Source organism: Stenotrophomonas thermophila (genome assembly GCF_001499715.1).
Classification (GTDB): domain Bacteria; phylum Pseudomonadota; class Gammaproteobacteria; order Xanthomonadales; family Xanthomonadaceae; genus Stenotrophomonas; species Stenotrophomonas hibiscicola.
Genome location: NZ_CVIW01000012.1, coordinates 313,264 through 335,603 on the forward strand (window position 1 = coordinate 313,264; position 22,340 = coordinate 335,603).

Consider the following 22,340-nt stretch of genomic DNA (forward strand, 5'->3'; position numbering starts at 1 on the left):
CGGGATCAAGACGCAGTCAACGCCCCCCGCGGAGCGGGGGGGTGAGGCTCCAAACTCAGCAATGGGAGACCTGCGTTACTCGTACTGGATGGTGAACGTCGCCTGCCCGTTGGCGGTGCCGGCACCGACGGTACCTGCCTGGGTCTGCACATAGCGCGCGCGCAACGGCAGCGCCATGACGCTGGTACCCGGCGCCGTAGTGCCGACGTTGATGGTCTGGCCGAAGCGCACTTCTCGCTCGGTGCTGCCGTCGCGCTGGACCATCTGGATGCCGATGCGCGTGGCGCTGTTGCTGGCCGCGCTGAGCTTGAGCACGCCCGGCATGTTCGAGCTGTCCTGGTCGGCGTCGAGGCGGATGCCGATCTTGCTCTGGTAGGCGGCCACGTTGCTGCCCTGGCAGTTCAGGCGGATCTCGAAATCGCGATCAGCGGCCTTGGAGCCGACACCGGTGAAGGTGGTGTTGGGCACGCTGCCGAAATCGACGGCGATGTTGCGGCTGCCGGCCTGCACTTCGCAGGTGGGGCTGACCACGGTGGTACCCGAGCCCTTGAACGTCGAGGTCAGCTCCGGACGGCCAGGACCGTCGCCGTCGAGATAGTAGGTGGTGAAGCGGCCGTTGGGCGCGATGATGCCCGAGCCCGTCTGCGCGGCGGTCTTGATCAGCTCCACGCGGAAGCGGCCACCATTGAGGGTCAACGTCCGGTTGCCCCCCAATTGCAGCGTGTGCGGGTAGTAGGTCTGGATGGTGCCCGAATCACGATAGACACGGATACCCACCCCCGCTACATCGGTCGCATAGACGTTGCTGAAACCCGGGACTGCGTTTTGCTGTGCGGCGTTGACGAAACGCCCGTTGGCACTACCGCCCCAGCGATCGCAGTAACCGATGCTGTCGCGCTGGTTGATCGGCACGATCAACTCCTTGATCACACCACCGACGGGCAGGCTGGGCAGGATCACGATCTGCCCCATGTCCATCTGCACGTCCTGCGCGACAAAGCCCTGCTGGGTGATATAGCAGGTCGCCAACGCCGGGCTGGCCACGGCGATACCCCCCATCACGGCCATGGCGGCAAGCAGCGTGCGGCTGCGGGAAGAAATCATCGGCATGCTGCCTCCAGCGGGATGAAGCCGGTCTTGGACGCATCGGCGCCCGCCGGAACCTGGTAATCGATGGTGCAGCGCTGGTCTGCACCGGCGCCCCACTCCACCAGCAGGCGGCCCTGGCTCTTTTCACTGCGCACGTACAGGCGGCCGCCCTGGCTGACCATGCCCACCGGCTGGCCCTGCTCATCCTTGACCTGCGCACCGAACGGCATGCTGCGGCCATCGGCATTGCGTACCTGGATCAGCAGCGCATTGCCCTTGCGGGTATCGAAGCGCAGGTAGCTGATGGCACCGGCGAACGGCGCGATCGACTGGCTGGTGCTTTCCAGCTCGACGTCATGGGCCATGCCCTGCGGGTCGAGGGTGACGGTGTTGAGGCGGTACGGCGACACGTACGGGACCACCGCGTAGCCGCGGCCATCGACGCGGAGGCCCGGGGCGTTGCTGACGATCGCATCGCGCGCGCCCGGCGCTTCCACCAGCACCATGGTGTCGCCCCGCTGCGGAGTGAAGGTGAAGCCGCCCGGATGCACGACCACGCTGCCGTTGGCACCGACCGAAGCCTGGCGGAAATCGCGCGAGTGGCTGTAGGTCGCGTTCAACGCGGAGTAGCGGCTGCGGTACTCGGCGTTGCCGACCGCCGTGGTGCCCCCCTCGCGGGAATCGGACAGGGCCACGCCGTAGCTGAAGTTGTTGTCGACGCCGGCCGAACCGGTGATGCCGACGCGGCTGTTGTCGTAGCCACCACGATCGCGCATGCCCAGATCGGCGCTGAACGACACCGGGTGGGTACCCCGGCCCAGCGGCACGCTCATCGACAGCAGGTACTGGGTATCGGAACGGCCGAGCACGCCCTCTTCGGTGCGCAGCGCCGAGAAGCCGTAGTTCACCGAGCGCCAAGCGTTGTTGTAGCCCACCTGGTACTGCTTGGAGGTGCCCGAACGATCATAGAAGTCGCGCACCGAGCCGGTCACGTACAGCGCGCCGCCGCGACGTCCCAGCGGCTGGTTCAGCGTTATCTGGAACTGGCTGCGCTGACGGCCACGGGTGGTCGGATCGATGCCGCGCGTGTCCGAATCACGGCCATACAGCGCATCCTGCAGGCTGTAGAAGCCTTCGGTCGAATAGCGGTAGGCGGCCAGGGTCAGATTGGTGCCGGTCTCGCCGATCATGTTGCTGTAGCTCAAGCGCACGCTGGCACCGGTGTGGTTGCCGTAGTGATCGAACGAGGTACGCGCATGGGTGACGTCGGCAGCGAATGCGCCGACCGGCGTGGACAGGCCGACGCCGTACAGCAGCGACAGGTAGCCATCGCTCAGTGCACTGCCACCGTACAGGGTCAGCTGGTTGCCGATACCGCGCTGGTAGGTGCCCTGCACCAGCCACGGCTCATCGGCCAGCAGCTTGTTGCGCACCTGGCCGGCCGTCAGCGAGTAACGCGACACGCCTTCGCGCAGCATCTGCGGCACCGAACCGAACGGCACCTTGAATTCGCGGCGGCGGCCATCGGCCTCGATCACGCTCACTTCCAGGTCGCCGCCGTAACCGGTCGGGTACAGGTCGTCGATGACGAAGCTGCCCGGCGAGACGGTGGAGGAGTAGATCAGCTGCTCGTTCTGGCGCACTTCGATGCGCGCGTTGGTCTCGGCGATACCGCGCACGACCGGCGCGTAACCGCGCAGCGAATCGGGCAGCATGCGGTCGTCGCTGGCCAGGCTGGCACCGCGGTAGCCGATCGAATCGAACAGTTCACCGGTGGTGTAGGCCTCACCGATAGTGAGCATGCCGCGCACCTGCGGGATGCCGCGTTGTGCGTAGGTGGCGATGCTCTGCCAATGGCGGCCGTCACCCTCGGACCAGGTCAGGTTGGAATCATGGCGGAACTGCCAGCCGCCCAGGTTCAGGCCGGCGTTGAGGCCGAGGTAGGCGCTGCGGTTGCGCTGGCCACCTTCCACACGGCTGTTGCTGTCGATGGCGTTGAAGCTGTAGCCGACGAAGCCGGCATTGATGCCACGGTCCCACAGCGCCGGGTTGACGTAGCCGCGCGCCTCACGGCGCAGGAACACCTGCGGGATGCTGAGGTCGTAGCGCAGGTTGCCGCTGTCATAAACACCATAGGCATTGGCCATGCGCTGCTGGACCGGCACGCAGCTGGTCTTGTCGGTGGGCACGGACGGATCCTGCTGCAGCAGCACGGCCTCGCTGTCCACGCCCATTTCTTCCAGCATCGGCAGCGGCAGGCAGGCGTCGACACGGCCCTGCGCATCGGCCTTGAACTGCAGATCGCGACGGCCCTGCCAGGCACCGTTGACGTAGACGTCGACACGATAGTTGCCGGCCACCATCGGGTTGCCGTTGCTGAAGGCCGCCAGGTCCACCTGCTTGGCCTGGCCAGACAGGAAGCTGGAGTTGAACTGGGCCGATTCCGGTGCACGCGCATTGGCCGCACCACTCTGCGCCATCAGCGCCTGTTCGCCGAGATTGGCCGGGGCAGCCAGCGCCCATCCTGGGCAGGCCACACCAGCAACCAACAGGCAAAGCGCCTGATGGATCGACAATGTCAATCTGTTTCCGATCACACTGACATTCCTTCAATTCGCCGCACAGCGGCGGTGGCGGGATGCGCAAGGCCAGGGGCCGGCGCGGCGCGTTCAGCCCCCGGTGCTGCCGAGGCGGATGGTGTGTTCCACCCGGCCGCCGTAGTCGTTGATGGTGATGAAGCGGACCTGGCCGGTGCCCGCCGGTGCGGCGAACTCCAGGCTCTGCTTCGGCGCGACCATCGCGCCCTTGTCCTCGACGGCCTTTTCACTGCTGCCGGTCACGGCATGTACTTCGGCCAGAGTGACGTGGAAGGGGCTCGGGTTTTCCACCCGCAGGCGGTCGCCATTGCGGGTCCAGCGCAGCGCTGCCGGCGCGTCGTTGGCGACGCCCTTCAGGCCCTGCGGCCGGTAGAAAAGCTTCAGGCGCGAACGGAACGCCACCTGCAGGTAATTCTGTTCGCCGCTTTCGGCGTTGTCCGGGGACGGCGGCACATCCAGCACGTTGAGCCAGAACACCGACTCACGGTCGGTCGGCAGCTGCGCGCCGGAGAAGATCAGTCGCAGCGCCTGGCTGCGGCCCGGTTCGACGCGCGCGATCGGCGGCGTCAGCACGAACGGAGCGTCGCTGGTATCGGCGGTCTGGTTGGCATCGCCACTGTCGATCCAGGCCTGCACCAGCGCCGGCGAATCGCCCACGTTGTCGACCTGCACGGTGACTTCGCGCGCCTGCGCCGGATAGATCACTCGCGTGCCATTGACCACCACGCCGGCCAGTGCGTTCTGGCAGAAGGGCAGCGTGAACGCTGCCAGCAGCAGCGCCCGGGGAAAGATTGCTTTCATCGGAAGTACTACGCTCGAGGGGTGTGGCCAGCGGCCGCGGAACACCGGCCGGCGCGAACGCCGGCCAGTGGGGGCATGACTGCGATCAGTTGTAGATGATCGTGTACTTGACGCTGCTGGTGACGTCGCCCGGAGTGGCGGCGGCAGTGGCGTAGTACTCAGCGTAGTAGTTCAGGTCGGCCGAGCCGTCGGTGCCGACGGTGACCCACTGCGAGTTGGTCTGGGCCAGGCCAGCACCAGCCGCCTTGATCGGCAGGAACTGGTTGTTCGAGCCCAGCAGCTGCAGCTGCACGTTGGTGGCAGCGTTGGCCGAGGCCTGGTTGACCAGGCGGCCACTGTTGAAGTCGACGGTCGAACCCGGCTCGAAGTAGGTGGCGACGTTGCCGGCGCTGCACTTGGTCAGGTTGATGGCGAACGGGGTACGGCCCGCAACGGCGCCGGCGGTGGCCAGGGTGTTCTTGGACACGGTCGGCAGCGTCACGGCGAAGTCCTTGCCGCCCGGGGTCGAGATGGTGCAGGTCTTGTCGGTCACCTTGCCATTGAAGGTGATGGTGCCGTCGGCGGCGTTGGCGGCCAGCGGAGCGGCGGCCAGCATCAGAGCGGCGATGATATTGATCTTGTGCATTCGCTTTTACCTAACCCTACTGAAGAGATGAGAAGTAGAGGAGGAAGCAAGGAGCACTGCCGGGCTAACAAGACCCATCCTTGCGTCTCACCTGTGGCCGGACTCGGACGTAGCTTTCCCTGAATCCGTGACGCAAGTATAGGTGCAAGTGTGATGAAAGTCTCATTATTTTTCTGAACGTCAATTCATTGACGCTGGAAATGTGACGTGATAGCCGAAATCAGGACCCACGGGGGTTCGGGAACCCGACGGTCGCCGGATCAGGTCAGAAGCGACCCTGGATGACGCTTCGGGTGGCGCGTTCGGCATGCACGGAAACAAACCTTTTCCCGGCGGAAATCGTCTTCTTTGATGCGCATCACTCTTTCTTGGTGATGGCCCTAGCAGATTCGGAATCGTCCTATTAAAGGCTGATCGAAGCTGTCGCTAACTAGGACACACCGAACCAGAGAACGTGTCATGAGGAATTCCATTCTGCTGTGCGTGGCCCTGATTTCCGTCAGTGCGCTGGCCCAGGCCAGCAGCGGCAGCATCCGTTTCAGTGGCCGCATCGCCGAGCCGGGCTGCACGGCGAATCTGTCCCAGGGCGAGCTGAGCCTGGCCGCCTGCCCGCCGTCGGCCAAGGGCTCGACGGTGGAAGTGACGGCGCTGGCCAACGGCCAGGCCGCGACGCTGCGCGACGGCAAGCGCCACGGCCAGAAGCTGTCGGTGTCGGCCAGCGCGCTGCGCGCCGGCGATATCGCCTTCTCCGAGCGTTACAGCGTGCAGGCGTCGACGCAGCAGCCGCTGCAGGGCGCCTACCTGGTGGTGGTCGACTACCTGTAAGCCGGCACGCTTACGCCGGCGGCAGCTCGAACACCTGGCGCAGGTAGGCCAGGTAGCCCGGGTCGTCGCACATGCTCTTGCCTGGCGAATCGCTGAGCTTGGCCACCGGCTGGCCGTTGCAGCGGACCATCTTGATGACGATGTTGAGCGGCGTTGGCCCCAGATCATTGGTCAGGTGGGTGCCAACGCCGAAGGCGACCTGGCAGCGACCACGGAAGTAGTCGTACAGGCGCATCACCTTGGCGATGTCGAGCCCATCGCTGAACACCAGCACCTTGGTGCGCGGATCCACCCGGCGCTGCTGGAAATGCGCCAGCATGCGGTCGCCCCAGTCGAACGGATCGCCCGAGTCGTGGCGGACACCGTCGAACAGCTTGCAGAAATACATGTCGAAATCGCGCAGGAACGCATCCAGGCCGACCACGTCGGACAGCGCGATGCCGAGGTCGCCGCGGTACTCGCGTGCCCACGATTCCAGTGCCGCTACCTGCGAATCACGCAGGCGCGGGCCAAGTGCCTGGAATGCCTGCAGGTACTCATGGGCCATGGTGCCGTGCGGGGTCATGCCGTACAGGCGGGCGAAGTGCACGTTGCTGGTGCCGACCAGTTGCGGGCCGAGCGCATCGCGCAGCAGCGGCAGCAGGCGCGCATGCCAGTCACGCGAATAACGGCGGCGGCTGCCGTAGTCGGCAATGCGGCACTGTTCGAAACCGGGAGTATCACGCAGCAGCGCGGCCTTGGCCTGCAGCCGACGCTCGCCCTCGGCAAAGTCGGCGGTGGTGGTGTTGCGGAACCAGACTTCGTTGATGATCGCCAGCAGCGGGACTTCGAACAGGATGGTATGCAGCCACGGGCCAGTGATGTCCAGTTCGATTTCGCCGGGCACGGCCGTCGACGCGCGCAGCTGGATGTACTTGCGGTCCAGATGGAACAGGCCGAGGAAATCGGCGAAGTCGGGCTTCACGAAGCGCAGGCCGCGCATGTAGTCCAGTTCCGCGTCGCTGAAACGCAGGCTGCACAGGTGGTCGATCTCTTCGTCGATCTGGTCGATGTAATGGGCCAGGTCGATGCCGGGCGTGCGGCACTTGAACCGGTACTGCACCTGGGCACCGGGGTGCTGGTGGAGCACCGCCTGCATCATGGTGAACTTGTACAGGTCGGTGTCGAGCAGGGACTGGATGATAGGCATGAGGCGGATTATGCGCCCGGACGGGTGAACCGGGGTGGCTGCGGGCACGCTCGGCTCTCCGCGTGGATAGATCCGCGCCATGCGTGGATGCAGGTTCGGCCCTACAACGACCTGCGCAACAGGCGCGGTACCAGCATCAGGGCGTGCACCCAGATCGCGGCCCACACCGCCACGCGGACCGGCAGCGAACGCTGCCTGGCCTCGAACTTCTGAAAGTAGCGCCACAGGCCCCTGTGCTTGTGCCATTCAACGAAGAACGGCCGCGATCGGCTGGAGACGCCACGTACATGGGTGACCTGCAGGTCGTTTGCAATCGCCACCACGGCCCCGGCTTCGCGTGCACGCCGGCACAGGTCCAGGTCTTCGGCGTGCAGACGATACCCGGCGTCCCAGCCTCCGATCCGGTCGAACAATGCACGCGGCATCATCAGCAGTGCGCCAGACAGTGCCGGCACCCGCTGCAGCACCTGCTGCGGGTCACGCGGCAGCGCCAGCTTCGAGCCCTTTCCCGGCGAGCGCAGCATCATCAGGAAATCCGGGTCGCGGCGGCGCACGGCTTCGTCGGCATGGCCCTGCTCGTCCACCTGTTCGACACCGAGCAGGCAATCCCCCAGTGCTTCCGCCCGGCTGCGCAGTGCGGCCAACGTCTCCGGCTCGACCATCAGGTCCGGGTTGATGAAAGCCAACCAGGGGCTGCGCGAATCGGCCACGCCCTGGTTGTTGGCAGCGGCGAAGCCGGGATTGTCCGGGTTGCCGACGAAACGCACGCGCGGATCGTGGCTGGCATGGCGCTGCACGATGTCCAGCGTGCCATCCATCGAGCCATTGTCGATCACCCGGATCTCGGCCACGTCCTGCGCCTGGCGCAGGCGCGAGAGGCAGGCATCGATGGTGCTGGCACTCTGGTAGGTCACGACGATGGCGGCGATGGCAACATTCAAGCGAGTGACTCCGGCGCGGAAGGAACGAACAGGTCGCCCTGTTCCTTCGGCATTATCGCCTGCCGCATGCGCTGCTGCAGGTCGGCGCGCAGCCCGTGCAATGGATCGTGCATCAGGAAATCGGCCAGGCGCGGCACCCAGCCAGGCCAACGCGCAGCCAGCGCCTCAAGGTCGCCATCGCGGCTGGCCGCCTCGCCCGCCCGGCTCACAAAGGCGGTCTCGCACAGTACGTTGCGCCAGCCCAGGCCGGCCATGCGCAGGCTGAGGTCGACCAGGGCCGCGTTCCAGCCGGCGTAGCTGTCCACATCCAGGCCACCGGCGCGGCGGCGCGCATTGCCACGCACCAGAACCGCATGGGTGACCGCCGATGGCAGTTCCGGGTGCAGCGCCGGCAAGGCGGCGCAGGTCTGTGCCAGCAGCGCCGCATCCTCGGGCTCGGGATTGATCTCGCCCAACCGTGGCCACGCCGCGGTTTCGCCGGCATTGCACCACGGCGTTGCGGTCGCGATGGCGGCATCGCGGGCGAAGGCGTCCTCCAGTTGTTGCAGCCAACCCGGCGCAGGCACGCTGTCCGGTGCCAGCACGGCCACGTCCAGGCCATCGCAGGCGCGCAGCATCTCGTCCAGATGGGCGACCTCGCCCAGTGGCCGCGGGCGCCGGGTGTACTCGGCCTGTAGTGGCGTATGTGCCAGCCAGTGTTCCACCACCGCCTGCGCACGCGGCCCGGTCTGCGCATCGTCGGCCAGCCAGACTGCGGTGCCCGGCGCGGTGCCGGCATCCAGTGCGGCCAGGCAGCGGTCGAGCGCGGCATCGTCCACGCACAGCGGCAACAACACGATCGCCCCCATCCCGCCTCCGTGGTTGTCGGTAGCCACAGCCTAGCACCGGGAGGGTATCGGCCGGGTTGCCCCCGGCACCCGCTTCAGGCCAGGGCAACAGCAACAGCCGAAGCAAGAGCTGGGTTCCTGGGGGATGGCGGGGTGGGTCCGGTTTCGGGGGACGCTGCAAGTCCCCCTCCGGGGCCCGGCGCAGCCGCTGGCGGCTGTGCGTTCGGGCGCTTGCGAAGCAGTGCTTCGCAAGCAAAGCGCCCTCACCCATGTAAGCTCGGTCGCCGCATCCATGCGGCGCACGCCCCCACAATCGGACCCACCCCACCGTCGACAGTTTTCCACGATCTGTCGAGCATTGCCTTCTGTAGAGCCGAGCCATGCTCGGCTCAGATCTCACAGATATCGAAATATTCGATTTCGATGGAGAGTCATCCACGCATGGCGTGGATCGTGTCGACCAAGGTCGACACCTACCAACAGCAGCAGGAAACTGTCGAAGGCGGGGCACTGTGGGTTTGCGGGGTGTGAGCCGCATGGATGCGGCGACCAAGCCTACATGGACGTATTTACGGCGCCCCCGCAAACCCACAGTGCCCCGCCATCCCTCAGTAAACCCGCTGTTGCTGTTGCTGTTGCTGTTGCCGTTGCCGTTGCCGCTGCTCCAGCTTCAGCCTCGGCGGGTGCCGGGCGCGGCCCGGCCGCAAACCCCTTACTTCTTTGCGCGCGGCTGGTTCAGTGGCTCCATCGCGCGGAAACGCTGGCTGTACTCGTCGGTCAGATTCCGCGCTTCCAGGCTGTTGCGCACGATGCTCGGGGTCAGCAGCACGATCACTTCGGAACGGCGGCTGGAGCGGCTCTTCTGCCCGAACAGCGCGCCAACCACCGGAATCCGGCTCAGGCCGGGAATGCCGCTGCTGCCATCGGTGCCCGAATCGGTGATCAGGCCGGCCAGCATGATGGTGTCGCCGCTCTGCACTGCCGCTTCGGTCGACAGCTTCTTTGTGGAAATGCGCGGGTTGCAGTTGCGCTCGGTCGGATTGCAGTTGTCGGGCACGTTCGAGGCGCTGCTCACTTCCTGCACGATGTCGAGGAACACCGTGCCGTCGCGGGTCACGCGCGGGCGCACCTTCAGGATCACGCCGGTGTCGATGTACTGCACCGAACTGTAGGTGCCGGTGCCGATACCGGTGTTGACCGTGGTGGTGTTGATCGGCACTTTGTCGCCCACGTTGAGCGTGGCCTCGGCGTTGTTGCGCACGAACACCGAAGGCGTCTGCAGCAGGCGTACATCCGTGACCTTGTCCAGCGCACTCACCACCGCCGCGCCATTGTGGCCGGTGAATGCCCAGCCCAGGCCTTCGCCGCCCGTTGCGGCACCGGCGAAGCTGCTCCACGAGCCACCCGCTGCCGCCGGCAGGGTCACGCCGCCCAATGCGCCCGTCAGGGCACGCCCGGCCACGGCGTTGTCGAAGAACCAGTTCACGCCGTACTTCAGGTCGCCATCGAGCGAGACCTCGGCCACCTGGGCTTCGATGTGCACCTGCAGGGGCATCACATCCAGCTTCTCGATCACCTCGCGGATCGACCGCCAGGCCTGCGGGGTCGAACGCACCAGCAGGGTGTTGGTCTCCTCCACCGCCGACACGCCCACGCGGTCGCCTTCCACTTCCAGGCTGACACTGACGTTGCCGGACTGGCGCTGCGGCAGGTTCATGCTGCCGTTGCCCCCGCCACTGGAGCTGCTGCCCGGGACCGAGCCGAAGCTGCTGCTGTTGTTGTTGGTGCTGTCCATGCCACGATCGGAGTCGCTGCCCAGCTGCGACGGCATCGCCCCCGGGGCCAGCGAGGCCGGACTGGAACCGCCGCGGTTGCCACTGCTGGCAAATGCTTCACTGAGCCGTTCGGCCAGGTCACGCGCCTTGATGTAGCGCAGCTCGTAGGAAAACAGGCGGGCACTGCCACCGGCGGTATCGATGCGGTCCAGCCACTGCTGGATCTGGTCCAGGTAACGCACCTGCGGGGTGATCACCAGCACGGCGTTGGCGTTTTCCAGCGGCAGGAAGCGGAACATGCCGGCACTGGGCGTCTTGCTCTCCTCGCCGAATACTTTCTCCAGGTCGGCAGCCACCTGCTCGGCCTTGCCCGACTGGATCGGGAACACGCCCACCGACATGCCCGACAGCCAGTCGACGTCGAAGATCTCGACGGTGCGCATGTAGTTTTCCAGCTCGGCGCGGGTACCGCCCAGGGTGATCACGTTGCGGCCGCTGTCGACGTTGACGATGGCGTTGGGCCGCGCATACGGCTCCAGCACCTTCTTCATTTCAGTGGCGGAGATGAACTGCAGCGGGACCACGCGGACCTCGAAGCCACGCGCGCTGGCGGCTGGCGCCGTGCTCGGCGCGACCGTGCCGGCCAGCGCCTGGTCGGCGGCAACGATGTTGTAGCGCCCACCGCTGTAGACCATGCGTGCGTTGTTCCAGCCCAGCACCATCTCCAGCAGGTTCAGCGCCTGTGCCGGCGACACCGGCTTGGGGGTGGCCAGGGTGACCGTGCCCTGCACCCCCGGTGCGATCACGTAGTTCTGGCCCAGCATGTCGCCGAGGATGGCCTTGACCACCGCATGCAACGATTCGCCTTCGAAGTTGAAGGTAGCCTCGCCGGTGCTGGCGCCATGCAGCGCCGGTGCCGGTGCGCGGGCTGCTTCGCGGTTGATCATGGTGCCCGTGCCACGGCGGATCACTGCCTGCGGCGCGCCCTGGGCGTCACGGGCGGCGTCAGCGGTGACATCGGCCGCCCGGCCAGCCTCGGAGGTGGGCGACAGATTGCCCTTGCGCTGCACATGCGGCGCGGACACGGTGCTGCAGCCGACCAGCAGCGCGAGGGCAAAGGACCAGGGAAGGAAACGCAGGCTCATGCATTCACTCTATCGGTTGGTGCCATCGCCCGGGGGCGGCGACGGTTGTTGCTGCTGTTGTTGCTGCAGCTGGCGGCGACGGGCCTGGATGCGTTCGCGGATGGCCTGCATCTGCGCTTCGCTGGGGCCGTTGTTGGTGGCAGGGGCGGATGCCGCAGCCGAGGGCGCTGGCGCACTGCCAGCAGGCGACGGCGATGGGGTTGCCGCAACCGGCGGCGGTGCCGGCGGAGCGCCTGCCGGGGGCGGCACAACGATCGCACCTGCCGGCGGCACACCATTGGCGCCGCGCAGTACGGTCGGCGGTTCACCGCCCTGGCCGTTGAATACCGCCAGTTCCAGCACCTGGTTGCCACCGGGGCCGATCACGGTGGCCTGGCGCGGCTGCAGCGCCACCAGCTGCCAGCCGTCGACAGCTTCACCGTTGAGGCGCAGGCGCAGCGAGCGGTTCTGTTCGGTGGTGAAAGTGGCCATCCCGAAGCTGCCGGTCAGCAGCACGCCGGTCAGGCGCAGCGCGGCACTGGCGGCGGGCTCGCTGCCACCGAGCAGGTAGGGCTTGGGCCTGCGGTCCTCGGCGAACAGCGGCCGCTCGCTGATTGCGCTGTAGCTGTCGGCGCTGGGCATGCGTTCTGCAGCCAACGGCGGCAGCACCGGCAACGAGGGCACCGCGTCGGCATTGCCGCCGGCAGCTGGCAGCTGGCTGCCCAGCCCGAAGCCGGTGGCCAGCCAGACCGCTGCCGCCCAGCCGGCCAGTGCCAGCAGGAAACCGGTGCGCAGGCTGATCTGCTCAAGCTTCATCGGCCACCTCCTGCCCCTCTTCCGGCGCAGCCGGTGAGGGTGCCGGTGCAGCCGAAGGCGGTTGCGGCGCCGCGCCCGGCTCGGCTGCCGGTGCCGCCGCAGCGCCATCGGCAGCGGCACCGGGCAGCAGGTAACCGGCCAGTTCGAACGACACGTCCAGGCCGAGCCCGGATTCATTCGGCGACTGCTGGAAGCGCTGCGCGATCAGGTTGAGGTTGTCGACGAACAGGCGTGGGCTGCCGGTTTCCAGGCTGTGCAGTACCGTGGCCAGCTCGGCCACGCCACAGCGCAGGCGCACCTGCATGGCCACGCGTACGAATTCGGCGTCACGGCGGTTGTCGGCCAGTGGCGTGCGGTTGCTGATGGTGCAACTGCGGTTGCCCGGGCTGGCCATCGCCACCGCATCCTGCAGCCTGGCGCCAAGCGCAGCGGCTGCAGCTTCGGCGGTGGCCTCACGCAGGAAGCCCGGCCGCTGCTGCAGTGCCTCGCGGGTGGCGCGCAGGCGTTGTTCGATCTGCGGCTGCTGCTGCAGCTGCGCCTGCACGCGCTGTTCGCGCTCGCGCAGGGCGGCCACGTCGGCGTCGATTTCACGCAGTGGCCGGGTGAACCAGGGGTGCACCAGCAGCAGGTAGGCCAGGCCCAGCACTGCCAGCAGCAGCGCCAGTGCCAGCCAGCGGTCACGGCGTGCGCTTGGCATCGGCATCGGCCGCCTCCCGGGCCGGGGCTGCAGCCGGCAACGGCTGCAGTTCGGCAGTCATGGTGAAACGGTCACGGCCGCTGGCAGCACCATCGGCCTGCAGTACGCCGGTCAGATTGACCTTGCGCCACTGCGGTGCGTCCTGCAGCAGCTGCACCAGCTGCGACGCCTCGCGACTCAGGCCGATCAGCTGCAGGTTGTTGTTCTCGATGGCCAGCTTTTCCAGATAGGTGCCCTCCGGCAGGCGCCGGGTCAGTTCATTCCAGATTTCCACCGTTCCGGCACGCTGGCTGCGCTGCTTTTCCAGGAATGCGGCACCATCGATCAGCGCCTGCAGCTGCGCGCGTTCGCTGGCGACACCACGCGCACTGCGTGCACTGCGCTCGACCTGCGCACGCAGCGCATCGGCAGCGTCACGGCGGTTGTCGAGCAGCTGCACGGCGGCCAGCACCAGCATCACCAGCGCGGCCACGGCCAACAGCACGTTCCAGCGCCGCATGGGATCCGCGCGCAACTGGCGCTGCGCCGGTGGCAGCAGGTTCACCTGCAGAGGCTCACCCTCGCTGTCGATGGCATCGACACCGGCCAGTGCATCGGCCCACTCGCCCACGCTGGCCCGCCACGCTTCCAGCTGGCGCAGCGGCCAGGCGATCAGTTCGACCTGCAGCTGGCCCTCGGCTGCGCCCCCCAGCTCACGCACGTCAAAGCTGACCTGGCTCGATTCGAACGGCGTCTGGCGGTCGATCTCGAAACCGACCACGGCGCGCAGGCGGTCGGCCGCAGCCGCAGGCAAGCGCAGATGACGACGCAGTACCTCGCTGGCCGGCAGCAGCCACACCCGTGGCAGGCTGCGCAGCCGCGGTTCCAGCACGCGGTCCAGTTCCACCGGCGACAGCGGCCATGGCACGCTGGCAACCGCTTCGCGGCGTTCACCGGCCTCACGCCAGACCTGCAGCTGGTCACCCTGGCGCTGCAGCAGCAGGCGCGCCTGTGCCCAGCCCAGCGCCCACTGCCAACGGGCCGGCACCCACGCCAGCAGCGATTGCCGCCACCAGCGCAGGAAACGGCCGGCGCCCGGGCCGATCCGGCCCTGCACCTGCCGCACACTGTCCTGCCATGCCGTCATCTTGCTGTCATTCCCTGCTCCCAGCGAAGCACTGTGTAGGACCGCCCGGGAACCCCGCCCGAGCCATTGCGTACCACTGCCTGCAACACCGACCGGCGTCCACTGCTGTCGGTTGCACGGGACTCGATACTATAGGTGCCGCTGCTGCTGGCAAGCGTTGTCGCACCGCCAGCGGTATCTGCGTCACGCTCCTGCTGGGCGCGCTGCGCCAGCACGGTATCCGCATCCAGCCCCAGTGCGGTCAGCACCGGCGCGCTGGCGAACTGGGGATCCGGGCGCGCCTGGCGGCTGTACAGGGTCAGGTGGGGCAGCATGGCCTTGTACAGCGGGCCGCGCATGCCCAGCACCCGCTGCAGTTCGCCGAGTGTCTCAAAGCGCTTGTTGCGCGGGCCATACGGCAACCCGGCCGCCGCGTAGTCCGGCGCTTCGGCACCGCCACCAGGCTGCAGCAGGCTGTCTTCATCACGCCAGTCAACAATGGCGCCGGCTATCTGCCGGGCAGCGCCTTCGTCTTCACCGAGTGCCTTGAGGAACGCCGTCAGCAGGGTCACGTCGGCCAGGTTGAGGTTGATCTTGCCATTCTCGTCCAGCACCTTGATCTCGATGCTGGCGTCATCGAACTGCCAGCGGTAGGTGCGGCCATCGGCACGCCAGGGCGCCCGCAGCGGATCAGCGGACAGGCGCAGCAGCGCGTACTCCAGGCCGGCGCGCGCACGTTCCTGCCCGCGTGCATCGTCATCCAATACCCGCTGCTGCAGATGCTCGACCCGTGCGCTCAGCGCGAACGCACCGACCAGCGCGGTCATCAATGCGATCAGCCACAGCACCAGCACCAGCGCCGCACCGTGTTGCCGGTTCATCGCGCACCTCCACTGCCACCGGCGCGCGGTGCCACCACCAGCGTGGGCCAGGGCGCGCCCTTGGCGGGCACGATCCTGATCTCCACCAGCATCGGCAGCCGCCGGGTATCGTCCCAGCGCGGCATCCAGTCACTCATCTGACCGGTGCCCGCATCGATGCCGCGATAGCGCAGCTGCACCGACTTCAGGTTCTCAACCAACACCTCCGGCGGGCGTGGCGGATTCTCGGCGATGCGCTCGCCTTCCTGCAGCAACACCAGGTCCAGCAGCAGGCGCTGTTGCCCCTCGCGTCCGTCCACCTGTAGCGCGTGCAGGTAGGAGCCGCCACGGCCGAGGTAGCCGGGCAGGTCGGCGGCGAACAGCATGCGCTGTTCTTCGCCCTGGAAGAACACCGGTTCGCGGGTGGGGTCCTGGACCTCCAGCGGGGTGCGCAGTGCGCCGGCCAGCTGCCTGCGCAGCAGAGACTCGACCGCCCGCATGCGTTCACTTTCGGCGGCGATCTGTTCGCCGCGCTGGCTGACCGCCATCGCCGAGCGCACGCTGGCAAAGGCCAACGCCAGGCCGCCGGCCAGCAGCACGGTGGCCAGCATCACTTCGACCAGTGTGAACCCTGCGGCGCGGCGCTTCACCGCGCATTCTCCAGGTCGGGCGGCAACAGGCGCAGGCTGCGCCAGCGCAGCTGCTCGCGCTCGCTGTCACCCCAGCGCACCTGCAGCTGCAGTTCGGCCAGCCAGGGGGTTCCCGGTGACGTTGCCTGCGTGACATTGCCTGCGCGCGGCTCCGCCCACGGCTGGACCTGCAATTCCCAGTGGTAGCGCCCCTGCTCCCAGTCTCCCTGCTGCCTGCCTGCCTGCAGCGGCGAGGCGACGCCGGTTTCGGCCAGCAGCGACTGCGCATGCAGCACCGCGCGCGTGCGCAGCTCGGCATCGCGCACCTGTTTTGCGCCGCCGGACAGGCTGCCCAGCAGCAGCGTCAGCGCCAGGCCCAGCAGGGCGAAGGCGATGATCACTTCCAGCAGGGTGAAGCCGCGGGCGCGCCGCTTCATTGCGCCCGCCAAGGGCCAGAGCGGACCTCACCGGTCAGCCAGCCCACGTCGATGCGCCATTCGGCGTCGTCACGCTGCAGCCGGATGCGGCCACCGCTGGAGCCGCCATCGGGGTGGAACTCGATCACGCCCTGCCCCGGCGCGGTGGCCAGCTGCGCGGCGCCTTCGAACTGCACCTGCAGCTGTGCCGGCACGTCACCGTGGCGCTGGTTGGCGCCTTCCCAGCGCCGCTTGGCCGGCTCGATGACAAAGCGCTGCGGCTCGCCGCGGGTGATCGCCTGCGCGCGCACCATGCGCAGCTGGTTGGCGATGTCCTTGCCGGCGCTGCGCAGCTGCATGCCAGCGAAACCGCGTGACAGGCCGGCAGCGGTGATCAGGCCGATCGCGGCGATCAGCGCGATCACCAGCAGCATTTCCAGCAGCGACAGGCCCGCTGCGCGCCTGCCGGGCAGGCGCGGGCGTTGCAACCGGCGCGGCAGGAAACACGACATGCCCGGTTACGGCTGGTAGCGGATGTCGGCGTCGACACTGCTGCCACCGGCCTTGCCGTCCTTGCCCAGGCTGATCAGCTCATACGGCTGGCCCTCGCCCGGCGTGCGGTATTCCAGCGCATGGCCCCACGGATCGTTCAGATCGGCCGGCTTGGCATAGGGCCCCAGCCAGCCAGCCACGCCAGCCGGTGCAGTCACCAGATCATTGAGCGAGCCGGGCAGCTTGCCGGTATCGATCTGGTAGTTGTCGACCTTGGATGCGACGGTCTGCACCTGTGCCTTGGCAATGTTGGCCTTGCCGCGGTCGGCGCCACCCAGCACGCGGCTGGCGACCAGGGTCAGCACCGCGCCGATCAGCACGATGACGATGATGATCTCCAGCAGGCTCATGCCCGACTGGTTGCGCGCTGCGGTGAAGGAAAGGCGGATCGGTCGACGGGAAGCAATCATGGTCGGTCCTTTCAGTTGCGGAGTGTCGGGGTTGCGTAGGGATCCATCGTCAACCGATGGCATTGGTCAGGTCGTACAGCGGCACCAGCACGGCAACGATCACCGCACCCACCACCGAGGCCAGCACCAGGGTGATCGCCGGCACCATCGCCGCCAACAGGCGGTCGATGCGGCGGGCGCTGTCCTGTTCGAAGGTGTCAGCCGCTTTCAACAGCATGGTATCGAGCGCGCCGGACTCCTCGCCAACCTGGATCATCTGCAGGGCCAGGCGCGGGAAACGCCTGCCTCGCGAAAGCGCCAGCGACAGGCCGGCACCGTTCTTCACTTCATCGGCGGCGGTTTCCACATCGGCAGCCAGCGCGCGGTTGCCCAGCACGTTGCGGGCGATGCCCAGGGCACCCAGCAGCGGTACGCCATTGCGCAGCAGGGTACCCAGCGTTCGCGCCAGCCGGGCAGTCTCCAGTTCACCCAGCAGGCGGCCGATGCCGCGACGCTGCAGCAGCCAACCATCCAGCGCCAACCGGAAGGCCGGCTGCCGCGCCTTGCGTTCGAAGAACAGCGCCACCAGCGCCGGCACCACCAGCAGCAGCACCCACCAGTCACGCACGAACAGGCCCAGCTGCAGCACCGCGTTGGTGAACCACGGCAGCGCCACATCCAGGCTCTCGTACATCTGCGCGAACTGCGGCACCACGTAGCCAAGCAGGAACAGCAGCGCACCACCCACCACCACCAGCAGGATGGCCGGGTACACCAGCGCGTTGATCACCTTGCCCTGCAGGGCCCGGCTGCGTTCGAGGTAGTCGGCCAGGCGCTGCAGGGTTTCGTGCAGGCTGCCGCCGGCCTCACCGGCACGCACCATGTTCACGTACAGGCGCGAGAACAACCCGTGCTGGCGTTCCAGTGCGGTCGACAGCGGCGCGCCACCGCGCACCACATCGCGGATGTCGGTGATCGCGCGACGCGAACGATCGTCTTCGGGCAACCCAAGCAGGATCGACAGCGCGCGGTCCAGCGGCTGGCCCGCACCGAGCAGTGTCGCCAGCTGCTGGGTGAACTGCAGCAATGCCGCGCCCTGCAGCGGCCGTTGGCGGAACAGGTTGCGCCAGGTACCGCCACCGATCGCACCGCCATCGGCCAGCTGTGTCTCCATCGGCAGATGGCCCTGGTCCTGCAGGCGCGCGACCAGCTCGGCCTCGCTGGCCGCTTCCATCTGCCCGTCGAAGATCTCGCCGTGCGGGTTCAGTGCCTTGTAACGGTAGGTCGGCATGTCAGCCCCGTCGTCCTGCGCGCATCAGCTTTCCTCGGTGACACGCAGGACTTCCTCGATGGTCGTCTGCCCACTGAGGGCCTTGGACAGGCCGTCTTCGTACATCGTGCGCATGCCGGCTTCGCGGGCAATGCGTTCGATCTCGCCCATGCCGTCGCGGCGCATCACCGCACGCCGCAGCGCATCGTTCATCACCAGGAATTCCATGATGGTGGTACGACCGAGGTAACCGGTCGGCGCCAGCGCCGAGGGCCTGGGGCGGAACAGATGGATCGGCCCTTCCGGCTGCAGGCGGCGCAGCTCGAAGCGTTTGATTTCCTCCGGCGAAGCCTCGTAGCGCTCGGCGTGGGTCGGTTCCAGCCGGCGCACCAGGCGCTGGGCCAGAATCCCGTTGATGGTGGAGGTGAGCAGGTAGTCTTCCACGCCCATATCGAGCAGGCGGGTGATTCCACCGGCGGCATTGTTGGTGTGCAGGGTGGACAGCACCAGATGGCCGGTCAGTGCCGACTGGATCGCGATGCGCGCGGTTTCCAGATCGCGCATTTCGCCGATCATGATGATGTCCGGATCCTGGCGCACGATGCTGCGCAGCGCGTTGGCGAAGTCCAGGCCGATCTGCGGCTTGGCCTGGATCTGGTTGATGCCCTCGATCTGGTACTCGACCGGGTCCTCGACCGTGATGATCTTGACGTCGGCGGTATTGAGCTGGCTCAGCGCGGTGTACAGCGTGGTGGTCTTGCCCGAGCCGGTCGGGCCGGTCACCAGCAGGATGCCGTGCGGCTGTTCCAGCACCTTGCGGAACTGCGGCAGGAACGCATCGGTGAACCCCAGCCGGTGGAAATCAAACACCACTGTCTCGCGGTCGAGCAGGCGCATCACCACGCTTTCGCCGTGCGCGGTCGGCACGGTGCTCACGCGCAGGTCCAGCTCCTTGCCCTGCACGCGCAGCATGATGCGGCCGTCCTGCGGCAGGCGGCGCTCGGCAATGTTGAGCCGGGCCATGATCTTGATGCGGCTGATCACCGCTGCGGTGAGGTTGGCCGGCGGGCTTTCTCCCTCCACCAGCACGCCATCGACACGGTAGCGGACCTTCAGGCGGCTCTCGAACGGTTCGACATGGATGTCCGACGCGCGCAGTTCCACCGCACGCTGGATCACCAGGTTGACCAGGCGGATCACCGGCGCTTCCGAGGCCAGGTCGCGCAGGTGCTCGATATCGTCGACCGCGCCGCCCTCGCCGTCTGCGGTCTCCACGATCGCGCCCATCGCGCTGCGGCCCTGGCCGAACCAGCGCTCGACCAGGTCATCGATCTCCGCGCGCATGCCCAGCACCGGTGTCACCGGAACCCCCAGCGCCAACTGCACGGCCTGCTGCGGATAGGCATCGTGGGCATCGGCCAGCCACAGACGCACCCCGTGTTCATTCAACTCCAGCGGGCACACATGGAACTGCTTCAGGAAGCGCAGCGACAGTGGCATGCCCTCGGCCAGTGCCTGTGGCGGGGCCTCCGGCACCTGCCTGCCCTCCAGCAGCGGCAGGCCCAGCACCTCCGCGCTGGTCTGTGCCTGGTCGCGTTCAGACACCAGGCCCAGGCGCACCAGCAGGCCCAGCAGGCTGCCGCCGGCCTCGGCGTGCAACGGCCGCGCGCGCGCCAGGTCTCCTTCCTTGAGCCGGCCGCGTGCCAGCAGCGCATCCAGGATGCGGCCTTCGGCATCGTCGGTAACGGTTGCAGCGAGCGCGTTCACGTGACTCTCCTGTCAATCGGACCGACTTTAGCAGTTAAGCCATGATTTCCGCCGCCCTGCGGCCAGCTTTCGTAAAAAGACGAAGCCCGTCACACAGGATGACGGGCCTCGGCCGTTCAACTACGACACGTCAGGCTTACTGCGTGGCGAGGATGCTCACGCCGTTGTAGGCCGCTTCGCCCACTACCTTGATGTAGTAGGTGCCTGCCACCGGCTTGTTCACCCGTACCGTTTCGGACGTGCCGGGACGGGTCGACTTGCCATCGTTGTCGCTGGCGCTCGGCTCGCGACCCTGGGCGATGTAGACGGACACGTTGCCGGTGCCACCGTAGGTGATCACGCTGAGCTGCTTGCCAGCGGCTGCCTCGAAGCTGTACAGGCGGCTGCTGCCGGCCGTGCCGTTCAGCCCCCCCACGGCGGCCTTGTTGGTCAGCGGCGTCGCCACCGGTCCACAGTTCTCGGTGCACGGCTCTTCCAGCGCCTTGGCCAGCGCCGCCTTGGCATCGACGATGCCGGTGCCGATCGGAGTGGCGGTCGGGATGCTGACCGGGAACGGACGCGCGGTTTCCTTCAGCAGGGTGCGCATCGCGGCGGGGGCCAGCGGATCCTTGCCCTTGGCGATCAGCGCGCTCTGCACCAGTGCAGCGACGGCAGCCACGTGCGGCGAGGCCATCGACGTGCCGCCCATGCCCATGTAGCTGTAGCTGCCCGACTCCGGCGTGGTAGCCGCATCGGAACCGGACTGCCAGACGTAGCCGCCGGGATTGCCGTCGACGCTGCCACCACCCCCCGGACCGGACAGGTCCACGCGGGTGCCGTAGTTGGAGTAGTAGGTGATGCCGCCGGTAATGCGGGTGGCGCCGACGGTCACCACGCCGTCGCAACTGGCTGGACGGTATTTGGAGGCGTTGTCGGTCTCGTTGCCGGCCGCCACGACCACCGTGGTGCCACGCGAGATCGCGCCATTGATCGCTTCCTGGTAGGTCCCGTCGCAGCTGCCGCTGCCGCCGAGGCTCATGTTGATGACTTCGGCCGGGTTGGCATTGGCGGGTACGCCGGCCACCGTGCCGCCGGAGGCCCAGGTGATGGCGTCGGCTATATCGGAAAGGTAGCCACCGCACTTGCCGAGCACGCGGACCGGCAGCACCTTGGCCTTGTGCGCGACACCGGCCATGCCGACGCCGTTGTTGGTCTGCTCGGCCACGGTACCGGCCACATGGGTACCGTGCCAGGAGCTGTCCTCGGCGACGGAGCCGGTGTAGCACTCGTTGTCGTTCTCGACCCAGTCACCATAGTCCTGCGCGCCCGGCACGCGGTCGTTGGTGGCACGGCGCGACGTCTCGGCATCGCTGATGAAGTCGTAGCCTTCCAGCAGGTTGCCGACCAGGTCCGGGTGCTGCGGCAGGATGCCGGTGTCGAGTACCGCCACCACCACGCCTTCGCCCTGCGATACATCCCACGCCGACGGTGCGTTGATGCCGCCGGTGGCGTTGTGCAGGTGCCACTGGTACTGCTGGTAGTAGGGATCATTCGGCGCCAGCGCCGGCTGCACGTCACCGGCACGCAGCTCGGTACGGCGCAGCTTCACATCGGCCTCGGCGTACTGCACGGACGGATCGGCCTTCAGTTCCTTCAGCACGCGCTGCAGTTCGGCAGGCGCCAGGCGCCCCTGCAGGCGGATCAGGTCGGCACCGACGCCCAGCCTGCGCACGACCTGCGGGCCGAGCGCGCTGGCGCGGGTAGTGCCACCGGACAGGCTGGCGCGGGTCAGCGCGGACTGCACGGTGGACAGCTTGGCCGACCGGTCGCCCGCCGCAGCGGTGCCGGCACGGTACTTGACGATGATGCGCTGGGTGCCCGGCTCGGCGGTGCTGGCCTGGCGCACCGGTTCACGGGTCGGCAACCCGGCGGCGTGGACGGCACCGACGGCGGTCATCGACAGCACGGCGGCGGCAAGCACATTGATGCGAAGGTTCTGCTTCTTGATCACGTCGAATTCCTCTTCTGGGTCATGGATCGAACCAACACTGCGGCCATCATTCCTTG

General features: G+C 67.4%; 20 protein-coding genes. 1 reads left to right on the top strand and 19 read right to left on the bottom strand.

The window, feature by feature from the left end; all coding sequences use genetic code 11:
* Positions 1–75 precede the first annotated feature (75 nt).
* The 4 genes from BN1263_RS08170 to BN1263_RS08185 form a co-directional block, all read right to left on the bottom strand.
* The gene (locus BN1263_RS08170) at positions 76–1,110 is read right to left on the bottom strand and encodes a fimbrial protein (RefSeq protein ID WP_021203174.1); all 1,035 of its coding nucleotides are present in this window, start codon (positions 1,108–1,110) and stop codon (positions 76–78) included.
* On the bottom strand, positions 1,101–3,665 hold the full coding sequence (locus BN1263_RS08175) for a fimbria/pilus outer membrane usher protein (RefSeq protein WP_058980457.1): 2,565 nt from the start codon (positions 3,663–3,665) through the stop codon (positions 1,101–1,103). Before BN1263_RS08175 ends, BN1263_RS08170 begins: the two co-directional genes overlap by 10 nt.
* Before the next feature lie 93 nt (positions 3,666–3,758).
* A complete protein-coding gene (locus BN1263_RS08180; RefSeq protein ID WP_058980458.1) occupies positions 3,759–4,487 on the bottom strand; it encodes a fimbrial biogenesis chaperone in 729 nt (242 codons plus the stop codon).
* An 85-nt stretch (positions 4,488–4,572) separates the two neighbouring features.
* Positions 4,573–5,112, bottom strand: a complete 540-nt coding sequence (locus tag BN1263_RS08185) for a fimbrial protein (protein WP_019661017.1) — start codon at positions 5,110–5,112, stop codon at positions 4,573–4,575.
* 459 nt (positions 5,113–5,571) lie between these two features.
* Between BN1263_RS08185 and BN1263_RS08190 the strand changes: the two genes are divergently transcribed.
* On the top strand, positions 5,572–5,937 hold the full coding sequence (locus BN1263_RS08190) for a fimbrial protein (protein ID WP_058980459.1): 366 nt from the start codon (positions 5,572–5,574) through the stop codon (positions 5,935–5,937).
* Positions 5,938–5,947: 10 nt separating this feature from the next.
* Here the strand turns inward: BN1263_RS08190 and pncB are convergent, their stop codons facing one another.
* The 15 genes from pncB to BN1263_RS08265 form a co-directional block, all read right to left on the bottom strand.
* Entirely contained in the window at positions 5,948–7,126 is a 1,179-nt protein-coding gene (pncB, locus tag BN1263_RS08195; protein WP_021203170.1) for a nicotinate phosphoribosyltransferase, read from the bottom strand.
* 101 nt (positions 7,127–7,227) lie between these two features.
* Positions 7,228–8,067, bottom strand: a complete 840-nt coding sequence (locus BN1263_RS08200; RefSeq protein WP_058980460.1) for a glycosyltransferase family 2 protein — start codon at positions 8,065–8,067, stop codon at positions 7,228–7,230.
* Positions 8,064–8,915 carry a glycosyltransferase family 2 protein gene (locus BN1263_RS08205; RefSeq protein ID WP_058980461.1) on the bottom strand — a complete coding sequence of 284 codons (852 nt, stop codon included), beginning with the start codon at positions 8,913–8,915 and terminating at the stop codon, positions 8,064–8,066. The genes BN1263_RS08200 and BN1263_RS08205 overlap by 4 nt, the downstream gene beginning before the upstream one ends.
* A gap of 691 nt (positions 8,916–9,606) precedes the next feature.
* Positions 9,607–11,814: a type II secretion system secretin GspD gene (gene gspD, locus BN1263_RS08210; protein WP_058980462.1), complete on the bottom strand. Its 2,208-nt coding sequence runs from the start codon at positions 11,812–11,814 to the stop codon at positions 9,607–9,609.
* 9 nt (positions 11,815–11,823) lie between these two features.
* A complete protein-coding gene (locus tag BN1263_RS08215; RefSeq protein ID WP_058980463.1) occupies positions 11,824–12,609 on the bottom strand; it encodes a type II secretion system protein, XpsN-like in 786 nt (261 codons plus the stop codon).
* The gene (gene gspM, locus BN1263_RS08220; RefSeq protein ID WP_241745020.1) at positions 12,599–13,306 is read right to left on the bottom strand and encodes a type II secretion system protein GspM; all 708 of its coding nucleotides are present in this window, start codon (positions 13,304–13,306) and stop codon (positions 12,599–12,601) included. Before gspM ends, BN1263_RS08215 begins: the two co-directional genes overlap by 11 nt.
* Positions 13,287–14,432, bottom strand: a complete 1,146-nt coding sequence (locus BN1263_RS08225; protein WP_021203165.1) for a PilN domain-containing protein — start codon at positions 14,430–14,432, stop codon at positions 13,287–13,289. The genes gspM and BN1263_RS08225 overlap by 20 nt, the downstream gene beginning before the upstream one ends.
* Positions 14,429–15,292, bottom strand: a complete 864-nt coding sequence (locus tag BN1263_RS08230; protein WP_058980464.1) for a type II secretion system minor pseudopilin — start codon at positions 15,290–15,292, stop codon at positions 14,429–14,431. The genes BN1263_RS08225 and BN1263_RS08230 overlap by 4 nt, the downstream gene beginning before the upstream one ends.
* On the bottom strand, positions 15,289–15,921 hold the full coding sequence (locus BN1263_RS08235) for a type II secretion system protein J (RefSeq protein WP_058980465.1): 633 nt from the start codon (positions 15,919–15,921) through the stop codon (positions 15,289–15,291). Before BN1263_RS08235 ends, BN1263_RS08230 begins: the two co-directional genes overlap by 4 nt.
* A complete protein-coding gene (gene xpsI, locus BN1263_RS08240) occupies positions 15,918–16,337 on the bottom strand; it encodes a type II secretion system protein XpsI (RefSeq protein ID WP_058980466.1) in 420 nt (139 codons plus the stop codon). The genes BN1263_RS08235 and xpsI overlap by 4 nt, the downstream gene beginning before the upstream one ends.
* On the bottom strand, positions 16,334–16,828 hold the full coding sequence (gene xpsH / locus BN1263_RS08245; protein WP_058980467.1) for a type II secretion system protein XpsH: 495 nt from the start codon (positions 16,826–16,828) through the stop codon (positions 16,334–16,336). Before xpsH ends, xpsI begins: the two co-directional genes overlap by 4 nt.
* Positions 16,829–16,834: 6 nt before the next feature.
* Positions 16,835–17,278 carry a type II secretion system major pseudopilin GspG gene (gene gspG, locus BN1263_RS08250; protein ID WP_021203164.1) on the bottom strand — a complete coding sequence of 148 codons (444 nt, stop codon included), beginning with the start codon at positions 17,276–17,278 and terminating at the stop codon, positions 16,835–16,837.
* 49 nt (positions 17,279–17,327) lie between these two features.
* A complete protein-coding gene (gene xpsF, locus BN1263_RS08255; RefSeq protein ID WP_058980468.1) occupies positions 17,328–18,548 on the bottom strand; it encodes a type II secretion system protein XpsF in 1,221 nt (406 codons plus the stop codon).
* A gap of 24 nt (positions 18,549–18,572) precedes the next feature.
* Positions 18,573–20,294, bottom strand: a complete 1,722-nt coding sequence (gene gspE, locus BN1263_RS08260; protein WP_058980469.1) for a type II secretion system ATPase GspE — start codon at positions 20,292–20,294, stop codon at positions 18,573–18,575.
* Positions 20,295–20,430: 136 nt separating this feature from the next.
* A complete protein-coding gene (locus tag BN1263_RS08265) occupies positions 20,431–22,284 on the bottom strand; it encodes a S8 family peptidase (RefSeq protein WP_021203162.1) in 1,854 nt (617 codons plus the stop codon).
* Positions 22,285–22,340: the final 56 nt, after the last annotated feature.